Raw genomic sequence first — 18,016 nt, 5'->3', positions numbered from 1 at the left:
TTTTGATCATTTGTGCTAATTGTTGATTTTTAATAGACTTCCACTTATTTATTTTTAAAATGCTTTTCCTCTACTCTTTGATATTGCAACATAGCACAAAAAGTCAAGTTTCCTAAAGAGCATTTCCGCTATACTAAACTCACAAGGCAAGGAGGTGCTCGGTTGTCCTATCAAGAACATGAGAAAACGATTCAAGAAACATTGAAATATATTGAACAGCATCTGAAAGATGATTTACCGCTTCAAACTCTAGCGAAACACGCTGGTTATTCTAGGTTTCACTTTCACCGTATGTTCAAAAAAGTGATTAAGAAGTCAGTGGTTGATTATATACGGGAACGACGGATGACCCAAGCGGCGAAGGATTTAATTCATACAGACCAACGGGCGATTGACATCGCATTGCAGTATCGATTTAGTTCACAGGAATCCTTTACTAGAGCCTTTAAGAAGATATATGACATGTCACCCGCACGTTATCGGAAATTATTAAGGAATGTAATTAATGAGGAGGAAACAAATATGGCAGATCATCAGAACACACCTACTGGATGGATTATGACGGGGGATACCCCATCTGACTATGAAACAGGTTTGGATAACAGAATTGTACACAGTGGGACTAACTCCGCTTATTTAAAATCAAATGATAAAAAAGCTGGAGGTTTCGCAACATTGATGCAGCAAATTAAATCTGATCGTTACCGAGGAGAACGGCTTCAATTTTCTTCTTTTGTTAAAAGCGAAGATGTGCAAGGCTCAGCTGGTTTATGGATGAGAATTGACCACTCTTCAGGTGAAATTCTTGCGTTTGACAACATGATGAACCGTCCTATTACAGGAACAAATGGATGGAATCATTTTAGTGTCGTACTAGATGTTCCAGTAAAAAGTGAAGTCATTGCGTTTGGCATATTACTACAAGGTCCAGGTCACATTTGGATGGACGAACTTAGTTTTAAAATTGTAGATGAAAGTGTGCCAGTGACAGAACAAAATACTGTGGATCATTTAGAGGATGAACCAGTGAATTTAAATTTTGAAGGCTAGCAGACTGAATTTAAGAGGAGGTTAATTGATATGAAAAAAATGGGCGCGATTTTATTGTTCGCTTTGAATTCACTCACCTTTATTTGTGGCCTTGGATTTTTATTTGGTGAGGAGGATACCACATTAAAACAGAAGTAAAATGAAGATAAGCACCCATAGGACAAAAAAAATCAATTGAAAAAGACATCCCTACCACTACCTCTTTTTTGTCATCTTGGTATAATAGAAAAAATCAGAAAAATGAGAATGCGATGATAAGGAATAGTACTTGCCTAAATGTTTTCAGAAAGTTGCTGGTTGATGAGAAGCAATAACAAAAAGGCAAGGAACTCACCTTAGAGTAGCCTTAGTGAAATGAAAAGGATTGATGTAGTTAAGGTCGGCGCCCCACCGTTATATGGGAAGGATATAAGATATAACAATCTGTATCCGAATAAGGGCATGATAATGTAAAGTTATCATGAAACAGGGGTGGTACCGCGTAAGAAGAAGTCTTTCGTCTCCAAGTTCAATCTTGGAGATGATAGGCTTTTTTTATATTCCAATTACAGGAGGAATGGATGATGTTTAACCACAAAAAATACGAAAAGAAATACTTTTTGCCACCGAACCTTACTTATGATTGGGTGAAGAACGAAACATTAGAAAGTGCTCCGATATGGTGCAGTGTGGACTTACGGGATGGAAATCAAGCATTACCTATTCCTATGAACTTAGAAGAAAAATTGGAAATGTTCCAATTACTAGTAGAGATCGGTTTTAAAGAAATTGAAATCGCATTTCCAGCTGCTTCTGATACGGAGTTTAGGCTATTACGGACACTGATTGATCATCATATGATTCCAGACGATGTCACGATTATGGTGATCACGCAAGCGAGAGAGCATATTATCCGCCGGACCTTCGAAGCCATTAAGGGGGTACCGAAAGCGATTGTTCATTTATATAATTCGACTTCAGAAGCGCAGCGCAGACAAGTATTTAAGAAAACAAAAGATGAAGTGAAACAAATGGCAATGGATGGAGCTATTTTAGTCAAGGAACTTGCCGAAAAAACAGAAAGCGATATTTATTTTCAATATAGTCCTGAAAGCTTTCCAGGAACAGAAGTTGATTATGCTTTAGATATTTGTAACAGTGTTTTAGATATTTGGAAACCGACACCAAATCATAAAGCGATCATCAATATTCCGACAACAGTTGAATATTCAATGCCTCATATCTTTGCAAGTCAGATTGAGTATATACACAAAAATCTGTCTTACCGAGACAGTGTGACATTATCTGTTCATCCTCATAATGACCGCGGTTCTGGGGTGAGTGATGCAGAATTTGGCGTGCTAGCTGGCGCAGAAAGAGTCGAAGGTACATTATTCGGTATCGGTGAACGTACAGGGAACGTAGACTTGATCACCTTGGCGATGAATATGTACTCACAAGGTTATGATCCAAAATTGAATTTCAATAACCTAGAAGCGATTCGTAAACAATATGAAAAACTAACCAACATTACTGTTCATGAGAGACAGCCATATTCTGGCGAGATGGTATTCACCGCATTTTCTGGGTCACATCAAGATGCGATATCTAAAGGTATGAAATATAGAAAGGAACATCATGTTGATAAATGGGACGTTCCGTATATCCCAGTAGATCCAGTTGACTTGGGGAGGAATTATCAAACGGATGTGATTCGAATCAATAGCCAGTCTGGAAAAGGCGGCATAGGTTATATACTAGAAACAAATTATGGCATTCAACTTCCTTATCAAATGAATGAAGCCATGGGATATGAAGCGAAGAAAGTATCTGATCAGTCAAATAGGGAATTGTCTGTCGAAGAAATATATCATGTTTTTGAAAAGCAGTATGTTGATTTTCACCCTCATTTCCAGCTGCTTGATTATCAATTTCATAAAGGAGAAAAGCAGGAAGTCACCTTAACTTTGCTGAGAGATCATCAACAAATTGACATACAAGGAACTGGCACTGGAAGTTTAGATGCGATCAGTAATGCGTTAAAAGCATATTTTCATCTCGAGTATGATTTGGAAGTCTATGAACAGAATTCTTTGGGCAAGGATTCTCAAGCAAAAGCCTGTGCACAGATTGGAATTTCACATCAAGGAAAAATGCATTGGGGTGCTGGGATTGATAAAGATATTATAGAAGCAACAGTGAAAGCCCTTGTGGTTGCAGTAAATAGGCTAGAGGTTTGGATGTAGATGGAAAAAGATAAACTTGAAAAACATGAAGCGATGCAATATTTAAGAGAATACAACGAGCAAGAAATCTTTTATCAACAATACCAACAGAAAAAGCATGACAATCAATCATTGCAATTATTTTTGAAGGATTATGATCAAAACACTTTCATGCATAAGCAAATATATATAGAAGAATTTTTGCTAAAAGGGCAGAATGAATTTGAAAAAGAGGATACCATGTGGTTAGGTCAGGAGAAAGATATCGAAGTGAGAAAGTATAGCCGTTTTATGCCTCAATTGTCGGCTATCCATGATTTCTTTGAGATGATCTATGTTCTGGAAAATGAAATGTATGTAGAAGTGGAAGATAAAAAAATGGCTTTAAAATCAGGAGATATCGCCTTTATTCCACCTAACACCCTACACAAGCCAATTGTAATGGAGAATACAATCGCAATCCAAATCATGATCCGTAAAAGTACTTTTCAAAAAGTGTTTTTTAAAATGTTAAAAGGCAATCATGTCATTTCAGAATTCTTTTTGAATGCATTATATATAAAAGAAAATAAACATATTCTTATTTTCCATAGTCACTTGGATAAAAATTTGGTAGACTGCTCTCTTCAACTGTTTACAGAAAATTATAATCGATTTCCTGGATACCAGTTGATTATGAATAATTTGTTTGAGATATTATTATGTCTCTTATTAAGATTCAAACCAAGTCATATGAACGTAAATCAGGTCAAACAATATCGTGATATACGTATGATTCAAATGCTCCAATATATTCAGCAATGTTGTGAGCATATAACAATCCAGGAGCTAGCAGAGGAATTTAACCTTTCACCATCTTATCTGTCTAAATATATAGCTCGTAAACTTGGCAAATCATTTAGTGAGATTCGACAAGAAATAAGATTAGAAAAAGCGTGTGAAATGCTCACTGGAAGCAATTTGCAAGTAGATCATATTGCGACAACCGTTGGTTATCAAAATGTAGAGCATTTCATTCGTTTATTTAAGAAAAAGTATCACCTAACACCACATCAATATCGTTTAAATAATAAAGTCGAGCAAACTTCAAATCAATACTAATAAAAAGGAGAATTCATCATGTCGATCGAGAAAGTAAAAGATTATTTTAAACAATATGATATGGATCATCGGATTCAGGAATTTTCAGTATCTAGTGCAACTGTAGACTTGGCTGCTTCTGCATTGGGCTGCGAACCTGAAAGAATCGCCAAAACACTCTCCTTTCTAGTAAATGGACAAGCTATTTTAGTTGTGACCTCTGGTGATGCAAAAGTGGATAACAAAAAATTCAAAGAATATTTTAAAACAAAAGCTAAAATGCTGTCTCCTCATGAGGTTGTTGACTTGATCGGTCATGAAATTGGTGGAGTATGTCCTTTTGCTATAAAGAATGGCGTATCTGTTTATTTAGATCATTCACTCAAACGTTTTGAGACAGTCTATCCAGCTTGCGGGAGCAGTAACAGCGCTATTGAACTCACAATCAAACAATTAGAAAAATACTCCGGTTATTCACAATGGATTGATGTGTGTAAGGGATGGAATGATTCATTAACACATTAAAATCGTCTAGGACATGAAGATATCGAAACTACTTTGGGAACATATGAACATCTTTACCCTAACAGTAATTCTGAAGTAGCTAACAAATAAATGGAGTCATCTCCTTTAAGAAGACTAAGCAAAACTATGATGCCTCCCCCAAAAATCAATTTACTGTGGACTATTTAGGAAAGCAGAAACAAATAAAAAAGAGCTAAAAACCCTTGATACACCAGGGTTTTTAGCTTTTTAACAATTATCCCCACTCCATAATACATGGTTCTCCCTAATACCTTAAGTGACAGCATTTCATGAAAAAATTATATTTTTGGTGGTGTATTTGGTGGGAAATACAATCTCCGAGAATTTTTAGAGTAAAAACACGTTAGATTTCAACATAAAATTCGCTTTATTTACGATTTTTTATTTTTTGTATTTGATACCGTGTAAATCATATGTGTTTATATAATCCTTCAGTATTTCAATTTCGTCTTGAAAGCTTGTACTTCTAACCACAGAATAACCCAATAACAGTATCATTTCACTTGCATTTTGCAGTACTACCTCACCATTCATTAATTGAGATGTTTCAAATTTTGAAAATCTCTTTTTTAACACTTTAGAGCTGAATTCAAATGATTCAGAATTGTATTGTGTAAATATAGTCTTTTGTATCGAGCGAATATAATTAAATACATATTCCCCAAACTTGTGGGATTCATCTTTAGTGGGGATCATTCCTTTATGTAAAACACTATTTCTAAATTTGTTTTGTTTATCGTCAAAAATGGGTGGAGCTTCTTTAAAATGATTGATAAACATCGAAGAAAAAGCCCCCAATTGTCTTTCTGAAGAATTTTTTAATTGTTTTTTCCATAGTTCTTCAGTTATGTTCTCATCTATGCCATTTAAGTACCAAATAAATCTAATCACCCAATCTCTAAATCTCTCAACTGATGCAATAAAACATCCCACTGCTTCGAAATAATAGCCATTCAATAAAGCATTTGCAGCCATTTGGAATAATATTTGATACTTATCATAGACAGATATTGCTGTTGTTTCATGTCCTTTATAGCATATAAAATTATAAACGCCTTCTTCATTTACAAAAACTTTATAGAATTGAAAATCTTGAGGATCAGTCGGATTTTCGCTTAATCTCAAACACTCACTACATCTAATATATATATTCAATTTTTCTCTCCCTCCATATAAATGTAATTAAATCCTATCACAATTTCATCAGCTTTAAAAATAAGCTCCTATCTTAAAGTTTAAGAAGAAAATGGCTCTACCTCCTATTGAAACACTGTTAGTTAAAGAAGAGCGAAAATAAAGTTAGTTATTTTGGAGATCATCTTATAAAAAAGAAATCGCTAAAGAAATGAATACCATAATTAAGACTTATTCAAAAGTATTTTTATATTGAATGGCGACATTTGTGTATAAGGACCACCATTCACCCCTGAGGAAAGAAATACATAGATGGAAAGGAGATAATATATTACATTACACGTACATTGTTCAAGAAGTTAAGTAACTTTTTCAAGGAAAAAGAGGTACGAGCGTATTTTGGACCATAAAAAAAGAATTGCTTTTTCAAATTAAAAAAACCCTCCAAGAAAATACACTTGGGGGTTTTTTGGTGGGTAACTTATTAGTGATTATCATTTACTATAAACACTTATAACTAGGCATTCCCAAATCAAATTGTTTTATACTTTTACTCCCACTCGATTGTAGCAGGCGGCTTACTCGTAATATCATACACCACGCGGTTCACATGCTTCACTTCATTCACGATACGAGTTGAGATCTTTTCAAGCACGTCCCAAGGGATTCTTGCCCAGTCACTCGTCATCCCATCAATCGAAGTAACAGCACGGACGCCGATTGTGTAGTCGTATGTTCTTGCGTCACCCATGACACCTACGCTGCGGATGTCAGGGAGAACCGTGAAGTATTGCCAGATGTCGCGCTCAAGGCCGAAGTTGGCAATTTCTTCGCGTAGAATTGCATCCGATTCACGGACGATTTCTAGTTTTTCTTCAGAAATTTCACCTAGTACACGGATACCTAGTCCTGGACCTGGGAATGGCTGTCTCCAGACGATGTCGTCAGGAATGCCTAGCTCTGAACCTAGGGCACGGACTTCATCCTTGAATAGCGTATTGAGCGGCTCAATCAATTCGAACTGCATGTCTTCTGGAAGACCACCTACGTTGTGGTGAGATTTGATTGTTTGTGCCGTTGCTGTTCCGCTCTCAATGATATCTGTGTAAAGTGTTCCCTGTGCTAAGTAGTCAATTCCTTTTAGCTTGTCCGATTCATCATCGAATACATAGATGAATTCGTTACCGATGATTTTACGTTTTTGCTCAGGATCAGACACACCTTTTAGCTTGTTTAAGAAACGGTCTTTTGCGTCTACTTTAATCACGTTCATGTTGAAACCTTCGCTAAATGTCTTCATAACCCCTTCTGCTTCGCCTTTGCGAAGAAGACCGTGGTCAACGAAAATACATGTCAGCTGATCACCGATGGCTTTGTGGATCAATACCGCCACAACAGATGAATCCACACCGCCGCTTAGTGCGCACAGTACTTGTTTGTCTCCTACTGTTTCACGGATTTTCTGCATTTCGATTTCAATGAAGTTCTCCATTGACCATTTGCCATCGCAATCACACACGCCGAAGACAAAGTTTTTCAATAGGTCATTTCCGTACTCAGAGTGACGAACCTCTGGGTGGAACTGAACGCCATAGAAATTCTTCTCAGCTAAGCTCATCGCTGAGTTTGGACAATGTGCACTTGTTGCATCAACTGTAAAGCCTTCTGGTACTTCAACAACGAGGTCACCATGGCTCATCCAAACAACTTGATCAGTCGGAAGGTCTTTAAATAAAGCAGGCGTTCCATTAATGTGGATATCCGCTTTTCCGTATTCACGCTGGCTTGCCGCTTCTACTTTCCCGCCTAAATAGTGAGTCATGAGCTGCATGCCGTAGCAAATGCCTAGAACCGGAATGTCTAGATCAAAAATCTTTTCATCACAGCGGAAAGATCCTTCATCATAAACACTGTTTGGTCCGCCAGAAAGGATGATTCCTTTAGGCGCCATTTCTTTAATTTCTTCAGCAGTTAAAGTGTGCGGATGAAGCTCACTGTACACACCAAATTCACGAATACGGCGTGTGATCAACTGATTGTACTGACTGCCGAAATCTAGAACCAAAATCATTTCATTTACTAAATTTGTCATGGTGTCACCTCTATGTCCAATATAGTTTTTTATAAACGCACAGAAAAAATGAGAGGAGAAAACCTGCTCTCAATGTGAATCACGCTTTTGAAGCGCCCAGACTCACATCCGAACGCTTCAATTTCATGTATTTTAGAAGGTTTTAATATTCACCTATTCTAACAACAGGAAGGTACGGGGTCAAGACTATCTCCTGTTTATTAAATTTTCCCATAACTTTGCCGATTGCCCCCAAAGCACCGACGCATCCTCTCGCCGGTAGAGTGCGCGCTCATAGAGCTGCGTCAGCTCTGACATCTGATGATCTCCATCCTTGTCATCGATCAAAGAAGCAAATTCTCTTAGCGTCATGCCAGGTTTTTTCTCAATTCCCCTGCGCTTCAGCTGCTTTAATAGCGCAGCATACGCATAGAAGAATACTTCCTCCTCTGGCAGACGTTTCACCTTTCTTACAATAAAGAATGGCAGCCATCTTGCTCTGAATCGATAAAGCATCCAGCTTATCAAGCCTAGAAGGATCATAGCTCCTGCCGCAAAACCCAAGATTGATCCAACACGCACCATATTAGGCTTCGCTTGCGCTGTTTGTTTCTTTGGTTCAGCCGGCTGTGCTGTCTCTTGCTGCTGCGGCTGTTCTGCTCGCTGATCTTGGCTTGCATAAGAGTTAGATTGATCTTCTTGCTTTTGATCCTCATCTGTTTGTTCACTTGAAACCGATTCATTTGTAAAAGTCTCTGGGTTCGTAAATCCTTTTGTCGGTTCGAAGGTCACCCAGCCTCTGTTTGGAAAATACACTTCTACCCATGAATGCGCATTGTTATTGGTCACTTCGTACACATTGTTTCCATCCATCTGTGTTTCATATAATTGACCTGACGTGTAGCCTTTCACCCATCTCGCCGGAATCCCAATCGAACGAAGCAGCACAATCATCGAGGTTGAAAAATTATCACAGTAGCCGATCATCGTATCAAACAAAAATTGATCCACATAATCTTCTTGACGACTTGGCACAGCGACATTTTGCGTTTCATATGAAAATTTCGCAGACCCTAAGTAATCCTCAATCGCTTTAGCCTTGTCGTACATATTATCCTTCGTTTCCGTTAAGCTGTTTGCCAATGTTTTCACTCGCTCTGGCAATGAGGAAGGTAGCTGCAAATATTCACGGCCAACCTGCTGATTCACCTGCTTCTTTGTCGGTACTTTGATTTTCTGCAAATCCTCCAGGATAAATGTAGGAGATAAGAAACTGACTTGATAGTTCCCCAAATTTTTAGGTGGGTTTTGCATAGACGGGACAATTTTCTCCGTTTTGCCCATGATTTGCAGCGGAATGTTATCCATTGGCATCAGCATGATCGTCCCAATTGGATAGACGGCATGATTAAATCGATAATTCGATTCCATATCGACTCTCGTTTCGTGCTCCTCTGTTTTTACATGCTCGGTAAACCAACGATTCGGTACACTGTCCTCTTTTAGCCGAGTAGGCTTCGTATCATTTGAAGCATCCTCCCAGCCTTTTCCTGTGTAAATACTTTTTGTTTCGACACGAAAGTAGGACGGCTCCTTTCCGCTCCATTTAAAGACCGGTGTTTGGTCCTCACTAAACGGTCCGCCAAGCGATGAATCATCTGTACTATATCCCACCTTATTCTGTCCCGCAGAGCCATCTTGATTCGTCACCGCCTTAAAAAACGGTACAGGATCAGGCCATTTCGGATCAGACTTTGGTAAAGAAGCACCGAGTGTTACTGACAGAAGAACAAGCGCCAGCATGGGCAAAAACCATTTTAGACGCGCCTTCTGTGACACCCGAATGCCTTCAGCCGAACGCAGTCGATCGAAATACAGCAACCCAAGCAAACAAAAACCAAACACCATTATGCGAACGATCGCAAAGGTTGCATCATATGGCGTAAACGTATCCAGAATCGTGACATATACAATCGTCATGAGTAAAAAGAAAAAGATACGCTGCTGATAGACCACCCAATAATGAAGCAAGTAGACAAGCAGCCATAGCAAAATATAAAACAATAATGTGCGGAAGGAGGGATACATGTCACTCCACATGCCTGTGCTCATCAAGGTGATATTATCTTTAATATCAGCAAATAATGCAGCCGGATAGCTTGGCTCTGCTTGATAAAAGATCAAATATAAGGCGAGCAAAATCAAGCCAGTACAAATAGGAAACGTCACATACCACTTCAAACGAAAGAATGTAAACAAACAGGTAAGCCCTATAAAAATGATGAAATAAGACGTATGACTCGTCTCTGTAAAATCTTGAAGCGGTCGAAGCCACTCCCAAAGCAGCAGAAATGCTACAGCATAATAGATGAACAACTCAAAACGGCTTTGCCGCTGATGCGTATGAAGCATAAAAGTTTGTCACCTCACAGTTCTTTCGTGCAGCCGGTCTTCAAATAAAACGGTCGTGCGCATTCCCGATGCCTTCAGCCGGTCTACAAGCTGTTTTTCTTTTGTCGTGTATCGATCCGCGGCTCTCTTCACTAAAAGAACAGTGATGTTCTTTCTGTTTCGATTTACAAAAAGGCTCTCAGCAAGCTCTTCATGTAGATGACCCGTAACGACATATTTTCCAGCGTATTGGTACTCACTCGCTGCGAAAGCTTTACATTCAAGTGCGCGAGAAGGATGGTGCTGCACCATTGTTAAAAAATAAAGCAAGTCCTGCAAATGAGACTCTCCTTGATCCACTCGAAAGACATGTTGATCACCAAGTGGGACAAGGCCTGCCGGAACTCCTTTTTTCACTGCCGATTGGAGAACTGAAGCTGTAATAGAAACGACGGTCTCAAATGCCGCTTCATCTGTAAAATCAGCAAAAACGACAAGATCCTTTGTTTGATTCTGTTCAAATTCCTTCGTCATCAGCTGGCCTCTTCTAGCTGTCGTCTTCCAGTCCACCCAGGCAAAACGGTCTCCTTGCTGGTATTCCCTTACACCTGTTGTCACATGGGTCGGTTCATTTAACCAAGAGTGAACCGCTTTGCCTCCATTTTCATTCACTGACTCAGCAGACTCAACCTGAAGATCGAGCATTTTCGGATAAACAAGCAGCTTTTTTTCTAACGGGATGATGACTTCTTTCTCCACAAAACCAAACATATCCCCCGTTTTGATTCGAACCGCTGACAAATGATGTTCCCCGCGCATGACATCATTCAATTGATAGGAAAAACGCCACGTTTTCCGAAACCAAGGAAACAGCATTTGCTTCATTTCAATTTGTTCCTTTAAATGAAAGGTGTCTGGAGGATCATCCTCAATCAAGACGTAAACGTATGGAAATGGATTTGTCCGCTTGATTTCAAGGTCAACGGACAGCACGTCTCCCGCCTTCAAGCGGGTTTGTTGTAAAGTCCTTTTCGCTGTCACTCTCAGCGGCACGAGCGCAAACAGCAAAGCATACAACGCATATGGTAAAAATGCATAAAAAAGGAACCAACTCACAAACCCTCCCTGAAACATGGCATAACAAAAAACTGCCGCAGTGAGAATAATGAGCATCATCACCCGTAACCATAATGAAAAAGCGAAACGATGACCTAATTTCATTGAGTCATCGACTTTTGAACTGGCACGCCAATTTGTTCAAGCATTTGTCGTAGCAGTGTCTCCGCCTTCTTCCCTTCATACGTCGCTTCTGATGTCAAAATCATTCGATGCGGTAATGTATAAGACACCAAATACTGTACATCATCAGGAATCACATAATCACGCCTGTTCAACAGTGCATACGCCTGAGCCGCTTTCATGAGGGCGATCGATCCCCTTGGACTCACACCTAGATAGACAGATGGATGTTGACGCGTCGCCTGTGCAATTTCCACAATATATTCTTTAATGGATGCATCCACATGAATGGTCTGAACCGCTTGCTGCAGCGCATGGATATGATCCTTTGTCATCACTGCTTGGAGCGTATCAATCGGGGACTGCTTTTCCTGCAAGTTGAGTACCTCCAGCTCCTCTAGCATGGTCGGGTACCCCATTTGGAGCTTGAATAAAAAACGGTCCATTTGCGCTTCTGGTAGCGGATAAGTCCCTTCATATTCCACTGGATTCTGCGTAGCCATGACGAAAAAAGGTTCAGCAAGCAGCATTGTTTCTCCGTCCACTGTCACACTGCCTTCCTCCATCGCCTCGAGCAATGCAGACTGTGTTTTTGGAGAGGTACGGTTGATCTCATCAGCCAAAATGATCTGTCCCATAATGGGTCCTTGCCTAAATTCAAATTCATTTGTCTTTTTATTATAAATCGACACACCTGTTACATCAGATGGCAAAAGGTCAGGAGTGAATTGAATTCGCTTAAACTCACAGCCAATCGATTTTGCCAAAGCACGAACCATCATCGTCTTCCCAACACCAGGCACATCCTCTAGTAGCACATGCCCCTTCGCCAAAATCGCAACAAGGCTTAATATCGCAATGTCTTTCTTCCCAACCATGACTTTATTGATGTTATCTACGATTTTTTGTAAATCTGAATGCATTGGTTCATCAAATGCCATCCTGATCCTCCTATCACGTTTCCGTTAATTTCATATAGTCTAACTTTACCATACAACGCGCAATTGCATAAAACATCAACACGTAGAAAAAAGAAGCCTTCTCACGATGGAAAAGACTTCTTCTCTTCTTTTGGCTCACCTGCTGGCTCCATATGAACATGAGAATGTAAAATATCATGTTCCTTCTTCATTCTACGTTCAATCTCATCTGCAATATCATGGCTTTCTGCAATGTTCAAGTGCGGCTCGACCTCCACTACTACATCCACATGGACCGTACTTCCGAGATAGCGTGCCTTAATATCTTTCAAATCGCCCACCCCAGGTGTTGCTTCAATGGTCTCTTTATATTTGGACATATCTTTTATATGAAAACCATCCGTTAACGAATGAGAAGCATCTCTGAAAATCTCCCACGCCGTTTTACAAATAATGAGTCCAATAACAAACGCTGCAAGTGTATCAATCCATGCCAGCTGAAATTGAGAGGCGATAATCCCTACAAATGTTCCGATACTCACATACGCATCTGATTTATTATCAGCTGCTGCTGCATGAAGAGCCTGGCTATTGATCCGTTTGGACAGATTACGGTTGTAAATATACACACCATACATCACCACAGCACTTCCTGCTGCCGTCCAAGCTGCGATCATATCAGGCGTTTGATGCTCTGATGAGAAGAGCGACTGGCCTGCACTCAGCAAAACCTGAAGTCCAACAAGCATCATAATAAAGGACGCCACAAGAGACGCAATGTTCTCTGCTCTAAAATGACCGTATGGATGATCTTCATCAGGCGGCTTTTGAGAAATACGAAGTCCAATCAACACTGCAAGAGATGCAATAATATCCGTCGTATTATTCAATCCATCTGCCGAAAGCGCCTCTGAATGAAACGTATACCCAATCAGAAGTTTCACCGCAGATAAGATCACATAGGCAATGATGCTAACCCAAGCACCTGTTTCACCTTGTCTTAATTCGTTATAGCGCTCCATGTCGAACCGCGCCTCCTCACACATCACTTTTCTATTATTTATCTTACAAAGCAAAGCCCGTGTGGGTCTACAGCAACATGATTCGCTTGTGTCAGCAAAATAGGATACATAGAAATGTGTTGACCTAAGTAAACTTATTTTTACAAGGTCAATTGACCTCAAGACCTACTCCCATCAACCTTTTCCTCATTCACTCTGTGAGGATCATATGGGCAAGTTCACTCTTACTAGTAAAATTTCAGAATAATTTTATTTTAAGACACAACTTCTCTTCATCCGATCTTATGCTATTTTTAAGAATGAACAGAGGAAAAAGAGGGAACATAATCTCTCAAATCCTTTATACTTTTTAACATCATGTTAAGAGGTTTGAAATGTCAGTTTGATAACCTGTCCAATGCTGAATGACAATTCAGTATGATAAAATTTAAAATATTCTAAAAACAAATTCTCTATGAAGAGAAATGTTTGGAGGTAAAGACATGTCCAACATGACAAACGGTCTTCAAAAAAATCTTAAAACAAGACATATTTCCATGATCTCCATTGCCGGAGTTATTGGCGCAGGGCTATTTGTTGGTAGCGGCGCTGTCATTCATTCTGCAGGGCCTGGATCCATTCTTTCATATTCTTTTGCCGGACTTCTCGTAATCTTTATTATGAGAATGCTTGGAGAAATGGCATGTGCCTATCCGACAAGCGGTTCCTTCTCACAATATGCGAGCGATGCCATCGGTCCATGGGCCGGTTTTACAATTGGCTGGCTTTATTGGTTCTTCTGGGTGATTGTCATCGCCATCGAAGCCATTGCCGGTGCTGCCATTATTCAGTATTGGTATGGAGATGCACCTGTTTGGCTCACAAGTCTTATCCTCACTATCCTCTTAACATTAACAAATATCTTTTCTGTTAAATCTTTTGGCGAATTTGAATATTGGTTCTCATTAATCAAAGTCGTCAGCATCATTCTATTCCTACTCATCGGTTTTGCATTTATCTTTGGTTTTGGTGGTCATCATACTGTAGGTCTTGCCAATTTAACAGGGAACGGCGGTTTCCTTCCAAATGGATTCAGCTCTGTTTTACTCGGAATTGTCGTCGTCATCTTTTCCTTCATGGGAACCGAGATTGTGGCAATAGCGGCCGGAGAATCAGCAGACCCGGTCAAGTCTGTGACAACAGCTACCCGCTCTGTTGTATGGCGTATCATCGTGTTCTATGTCGGTTCTATCGCTGTCGTTGTGACCTTGCTTCCGTGGAATTCAGCGAGTATTTTAACAAGTCCGTTCGTTGCGGTATTAGAATACATCGGCGTCCCATCAGCAGCTCAAGTCATGAACGTCATTGTTTTAACAGCCGTTCTATCTTGCTTAAACTCCGGATTATACACAACCTCCAGAATGCTTTATTCATTGGCAGAAAGAGGCGAAGCACCGAAACGCTTTATGAAAATCAGCAAACGTGGCGTTCCTGTAGCCGCTACAGTCGCTGGCACCTTCTTTTCTTACATTGCCGTCATGATGAACTACTTTTATCCTGAAACCATCTTTTTGTTCTTAGTCAATGCATCCGGTGCAATTGCCCTTCTTGTCTACTTGGTCATTGCTGTGTCACAATTAAGAATGCGTCGTAAAATCGAAAAAGAAAATCCAGAACAGCTCAAAATCAAAATGTGGCTGTTCCCATATCTTACGTACTTTACCATTTTGGTTATTTGCGCCATCTTGATATCGATGCTGTTTATCGAATCAATGAGACCTCAGCTCATTTTGACGAGTATCATTACCTTCAGTGTGCTTGCCGCTTATTTCATCTTTAAACCAAATAAAAAAACACCTGCAAATGCAACGCTTGAAAATAAGCATCCGTAATGCTCCCGCTGAAAAGCGGGTTTTTTATTTTATTCACCTATTTTCATGTCCGCACTTATACTGTATCAAATTGAATTTTTAAGTGAGGATTAGACAACATGAACCTAGAAAAATTTGTTGACGAGCTGCCAATTCCAGAAGTTGCGGAGCCCGTCAAAAAGAACCCACGACAAACGTATTATGAAATCGCTATGGAGGAGGTATTTCTAAAAGTTCATAGAGACCTGCCCCCAACCAAGCTATGGACCTATAATGGCAGTTTGCCTGGTCCAACCATTCATGCGAATCGAAATGAAAAAGTCAAAGTGAAATGGATGAACAAATTGCCACTTAAACATTTTCTACCGGTCGATCACACGATTCACGAAGGCCATCATGATGAACCAGAAGTCAAGACCGTCGTTCATTTACATGGCGGCGTCACACCAGCAAGCAGTGACGGCTATCCAGAGGCTTGGTTTTCTCGAGACTTTGAAGCAACCGGTCCCTTCTTTGAACGGGAAGTGTACGAATACCCAAATCATCAGCAAGCCTGCACATTGTGGTATCACGATCATGCGATGGCCTTGACACGATTAAATGTGTACGCCGGATTAGCTGGATTTTATTTGATCTCAGATGCGTTTGAAAAATCACTAGAATTACCGAAGGATGAGTATGATATTCCGCTAATGATCATGGACCGTACGTTTCAAGAGGATGGCGCGCTGTTTTATCCAAGCAGACCAAACAACACGCCAGAAGACAGTGATCTACCAGATCCGTCTATCGTGCCTTTCTTTTGCGGAGAAACCATTTTGGTCAATGGAAAAGTATGGCCATATTTAGAAGTGGAGCCACGAAAATACCGTTTTCGTATTTTAAATGCGTCTAATACAAGAACTTACGAGCTGCATCTAGACAATGATGCGACGATTTTGCAAATTGGATCTGATGGCGGCTTTTTACCAAGACCTGTTCACCATCAATCCTTTACCATTGCTCCTGCTGAACGATTTGATGTGATCATTGATTTTTCAGCTTACGAAAACAAAACGATCATCCTTAAAAATAAAGCTGGCTGCGGACAGGAAGTAAATCCTGAAACAGATGCCAACATCATGCAATTTAAAGTCACACGTACACTAAAAGGGAGAGCACCTAAAACATTACGGCCTATATTCAAACCGCTTCCACCACTTCGACCTAGTCGCGCTGATCAAGAGCGTACGCTCACTCTTACTGGTACACAGGATAAATACGGTCGCCCCATTTTATTGCTTGATAACCATTTTTGGAATGACCCTGTCACGGAAAATCCTCGGCTTGGCAGTGTAGAGGTTTGGTCCATCGTCAATCCAACAAGGGGCACACATCCCATTCATTTACATCTTGTTCAATTTAGGGTGATAGACAGAAGACCATTTGATACAGAGGTCTATCAATCGACAGGGGACATTGTGTATACAGGACCGAACGAAGCCCCTCCTTTACATGAACAAGGCTACAAGGACACCATTCAAGCGCATGCCGGTGAAGTCATTCGGATTATTGCTCGCTTTGTTCCATACAGCGGCAGGTACGTGTGGCATTGTCATATATTAGAGCACGAGGATTATGACATGATGAGGCCGATGGATATTATTTAGTCACATGAAACCGATCCCCGTGACATACGTAAAAATATGTATTGAGTAAATCATGTCAAAGGGCTAACAGACAGCGATATATTAGCCCTTTCCTTCCTTTTCATTGAATCATTCTAAAATATAACAATGCATGACTTAAAATGACATTTATTTGTACATTCAACACTTAAAAAATTGACGCAGCAAACCGATAATACTACTATATACCTATTGCATCTAACATAAGGCACATTTGCCACAATGAACGAACAAATGGAAAATTGCGATAAAAAACGGAGGAGTTCAATTTGAATGAAGAAAAAGAGACTTGCCAGATCACACAAGAAACAACGGCAGGTAACATAGAGGAGCTTTCAATTCAGAAAAACGAGAGCATTCGGTCAAATATTGAACAGCTAACAATTGAACTCGGTGAACAAAAAGAATTCAACCACTTCATTTTAGATGAAAAACAAAAGGCCATCATCACATTATCTGCCCTCATTACAAAAGGCGATAGTGATGAAGAATTAAAGACTCATTTTGAACAAGCATTACATATCGGACTTTCTGTCATAGAGATCATGGAGATTATCAAGCACTGTACAAAAGTTGCTGGATTCCCGCACTCCATTAATGCCCTGTTTATTTTTCAAAACTTATTAGACCATAACACCAAATAAATCAGTGAAAACGAGAAGCCATCTGTCCTCTCGTTTTTTTATGTCCACTCATATTACTCTCTTTCTTTTCCTCTGTCACATAAGCAAAATATAAAAATACCACACATTTTCCACCTTAAAAACTGATTTTCCTTACATAAATTCCTCAATTTCCGTAACATGTCAAACGGCAAAATAAAAAAACGTCCAGTTATATCA

Annotated in this window: 13 protein-coding genes, 1 pseudogene and 1 other annotated feature; of the genes and pseudogenes, 8 read left to right on the top strand and 6 right to left on the bottom strand. The window is 39.8% G+C overall.

All coding sequences use genetic code 11. The annotated features are described in order from the left end of the window. Positions 1 to 162 precede the first annotated feature (162 nt). From NKR21_RS03365 to NKR21_RS03345, 5 genes and pseudogenes are all read left to right on the top strand, one after another. Positions 163 to 1,050: a helix-turn-helix domain-containing protein gene (locus NKR21_RS03365; RefSeq protein WP_144456767.1), complete on the top strand. Its 888-nt coding sequence runs from the start codon at positions 163 to 165 to the stop codon at positions 1,048 to 1,050. Positions 1,051 to 1,292: 242 nt separating this feature from the next. Further along, positions 1,293 to 1,557: a binding site (T-box leader), on the top strand. Positions 1,558 to 1,613: 56 nt separating this feature from the next. Beyond that, positions 1,614 to 3,275, top strand: a complete 1,662-nt coding sequence (locus NKR21_RS03360; protein ID WP_012009125.1) for a 2-isopropylmalate synthase — start codon at positions 1,614 to 1,616, stop codon at positions 3,273 to 3,275. Continuing rightward, complete coding sequence (locus NKR21_RS03355; protein WP_144456769.1) at positions 3,276 to 4,355, top strand: helix-turn-helix domain-containing protein; 1,080 nt, start codon at positions 3,276 to 3,278, stop codon at positions 4,353 to 4,355. Between the two features lie 18 nt (positions 4,356 to 4,373). Next, a complete protein-coding gene (locus NKR21_RS03350; RefSeq protein WP_144456771.1) occupies positions 4,374 to 4,859 on the top strand; it encodes a YbaK/EbsC family protein in 486 nt (161 codons plus the stop codon). Then, a pseudogene (locus NKR21_RS03345) lies at positions 4,860 to 5,056 on the top strand (site-specific integrase); the annotation flags it as partial. Positions 5,057 to 5,261: 205 nt separating this feature from the next. On the opposite strand, the gene NKR21_RS03340 reads toward NKR21_RS03345, so the two are convergent. The 6 genes from NKR21_RS03340 to NKR21_RS03315 all read right to left on the bottom strand — a co-directional run bounded on the left by NKR21_RS03340 (position 5,262) and on the right by NKR21_RS03315 (position 13,657). Continuing rightward, positions 5,262 to 6,035, bottom strand: coding sequence for a hypothetical protein (locus NKR21_RS03340; protein ID WP_186299645.1), 774 nt, complete (start codon positions 6,033 to 6,035; stop codon positions 5,262 to 5,264). A 529-nt stretch (positions 6,036 to 6,564) separates the two neighbouring features. Beyond that, entirely contained in the window at positions 6,565 to 8,106 is a 1,542-nt protein-coding gene (gene guaA / locus NKR21_RS03335) for a glutamine-hydrolyzing GMP synthase (RefSeq protein ID WP_144456773.1), read from the bottom strand. 186 nt (positions 8,107 to 8,292) lie between these two features. Continuing rightward, positions 8,293 to 10,497 (bottom strand): transglutaminase TgpA family protein, encoded by a 2,205-nt coding sequence (locus NKR21_RS03330; protein WP_144456775.1) that lies wholly within the window; start codon positions 10,495 to 10,497, stop codon positions 8,293 to 8,295. Positions 10,498 to 10,506: 9 nt separating this feature from the next. Continuing rightward, on the bottom strand, positions 10,507 to 11,592 hold the full coding sequence (locus NKR21_RS03325; RefSeq protein ID WP_225970052.1) for a DUF58 domain-containing protein: 1,086 nt from the start codon (positions 11,590 to 11,592) through the stop codon (positions 10,507 to 10,509). Between the two features lie 101 nt (positions 11,593 to 11,693). After that, a complete protein-coding gene (locus NKR21_RS03320) occupies positions 11,694 to 12,656 on the bottom strand; it encodes an AAA family ATPase (protein ID WP_144456777.1) in 963 nt (320 codons plus the stop codon). 101 nt (positions 12,657 to 12,757) lie between these two features. Beyond that, positions 12,758 to 13,657, bottom strand: coding sequence for a cation diffusion facilitator family transporter (locus NKR21_RS03315; RefSeq protein ID WP_044141457.1), 900 nt, complete (start codon positions 13,655 to 13,657; stop codon positions 12,758 to 12,760). Positions 13,658 to 14,139: 482 nt separating this feature from the next. On the opposite strand from NKR21_RS03315, the gene gabP reads away from it, so the two are divergent. The 3 genes from gabP to NKR21_RS03300 all read left to right on the top strand — a co-directional run bounded on the left by gabP (position 14,140) and on the right by NKR21_RS03300 (position 17,818). Next, positions 14,140 to 15,528, top strand: coding sequence for a GABA permease (gene gabP / locus NKR21_RS03310; protein ID WP_144456780.1), 1,389 nt, complete (start codon positions 14,140 to 14,142; stop codon positions 15,526 to 15,528). A gap of 98 nt (positions 15,529 to 15,626) precedes the next feature. Then, entirely contained in the window at positions 15,627 to 17,156 is a 1,530-nt protein-coding gene (locus NKR21_RS03305; RefSeq protein ID WP_144456782.1) for a multicopper oxidase family protein, read from the top strand. Between the two features lie 287 nt (positions 17,157 to 17,443). After that, the gene (locus NKR21_RS03300; protein WP_012009086.1) at positions 17,444 to 17,818 is read left to right on the top strand and encodes a carboxymuconolactone decarboxylase family protein; all 375 of its coding nucleotides are present in this window, start codon (positions 17,444 to 17,446) and stop codon (positions 17,816 to 17,818) included. Positions 17,819 to 18,016: the final 198 nt, after the last annotated feature.

Origin of the sequence: Bacillus sp. 1735sda2, assembly GCF_024159245.1 — a bacterium.
Classification (GTDB): Bacteria; Bacillota; Bacilli; order Bacillales; family Bacillaceae; genus Bacillus; species Bacillus pumilus_O.
Note: the sequence above shows the minus strand (reverse complement) of the source record. Positions and strands in the feature narration are given on the sequence as shown.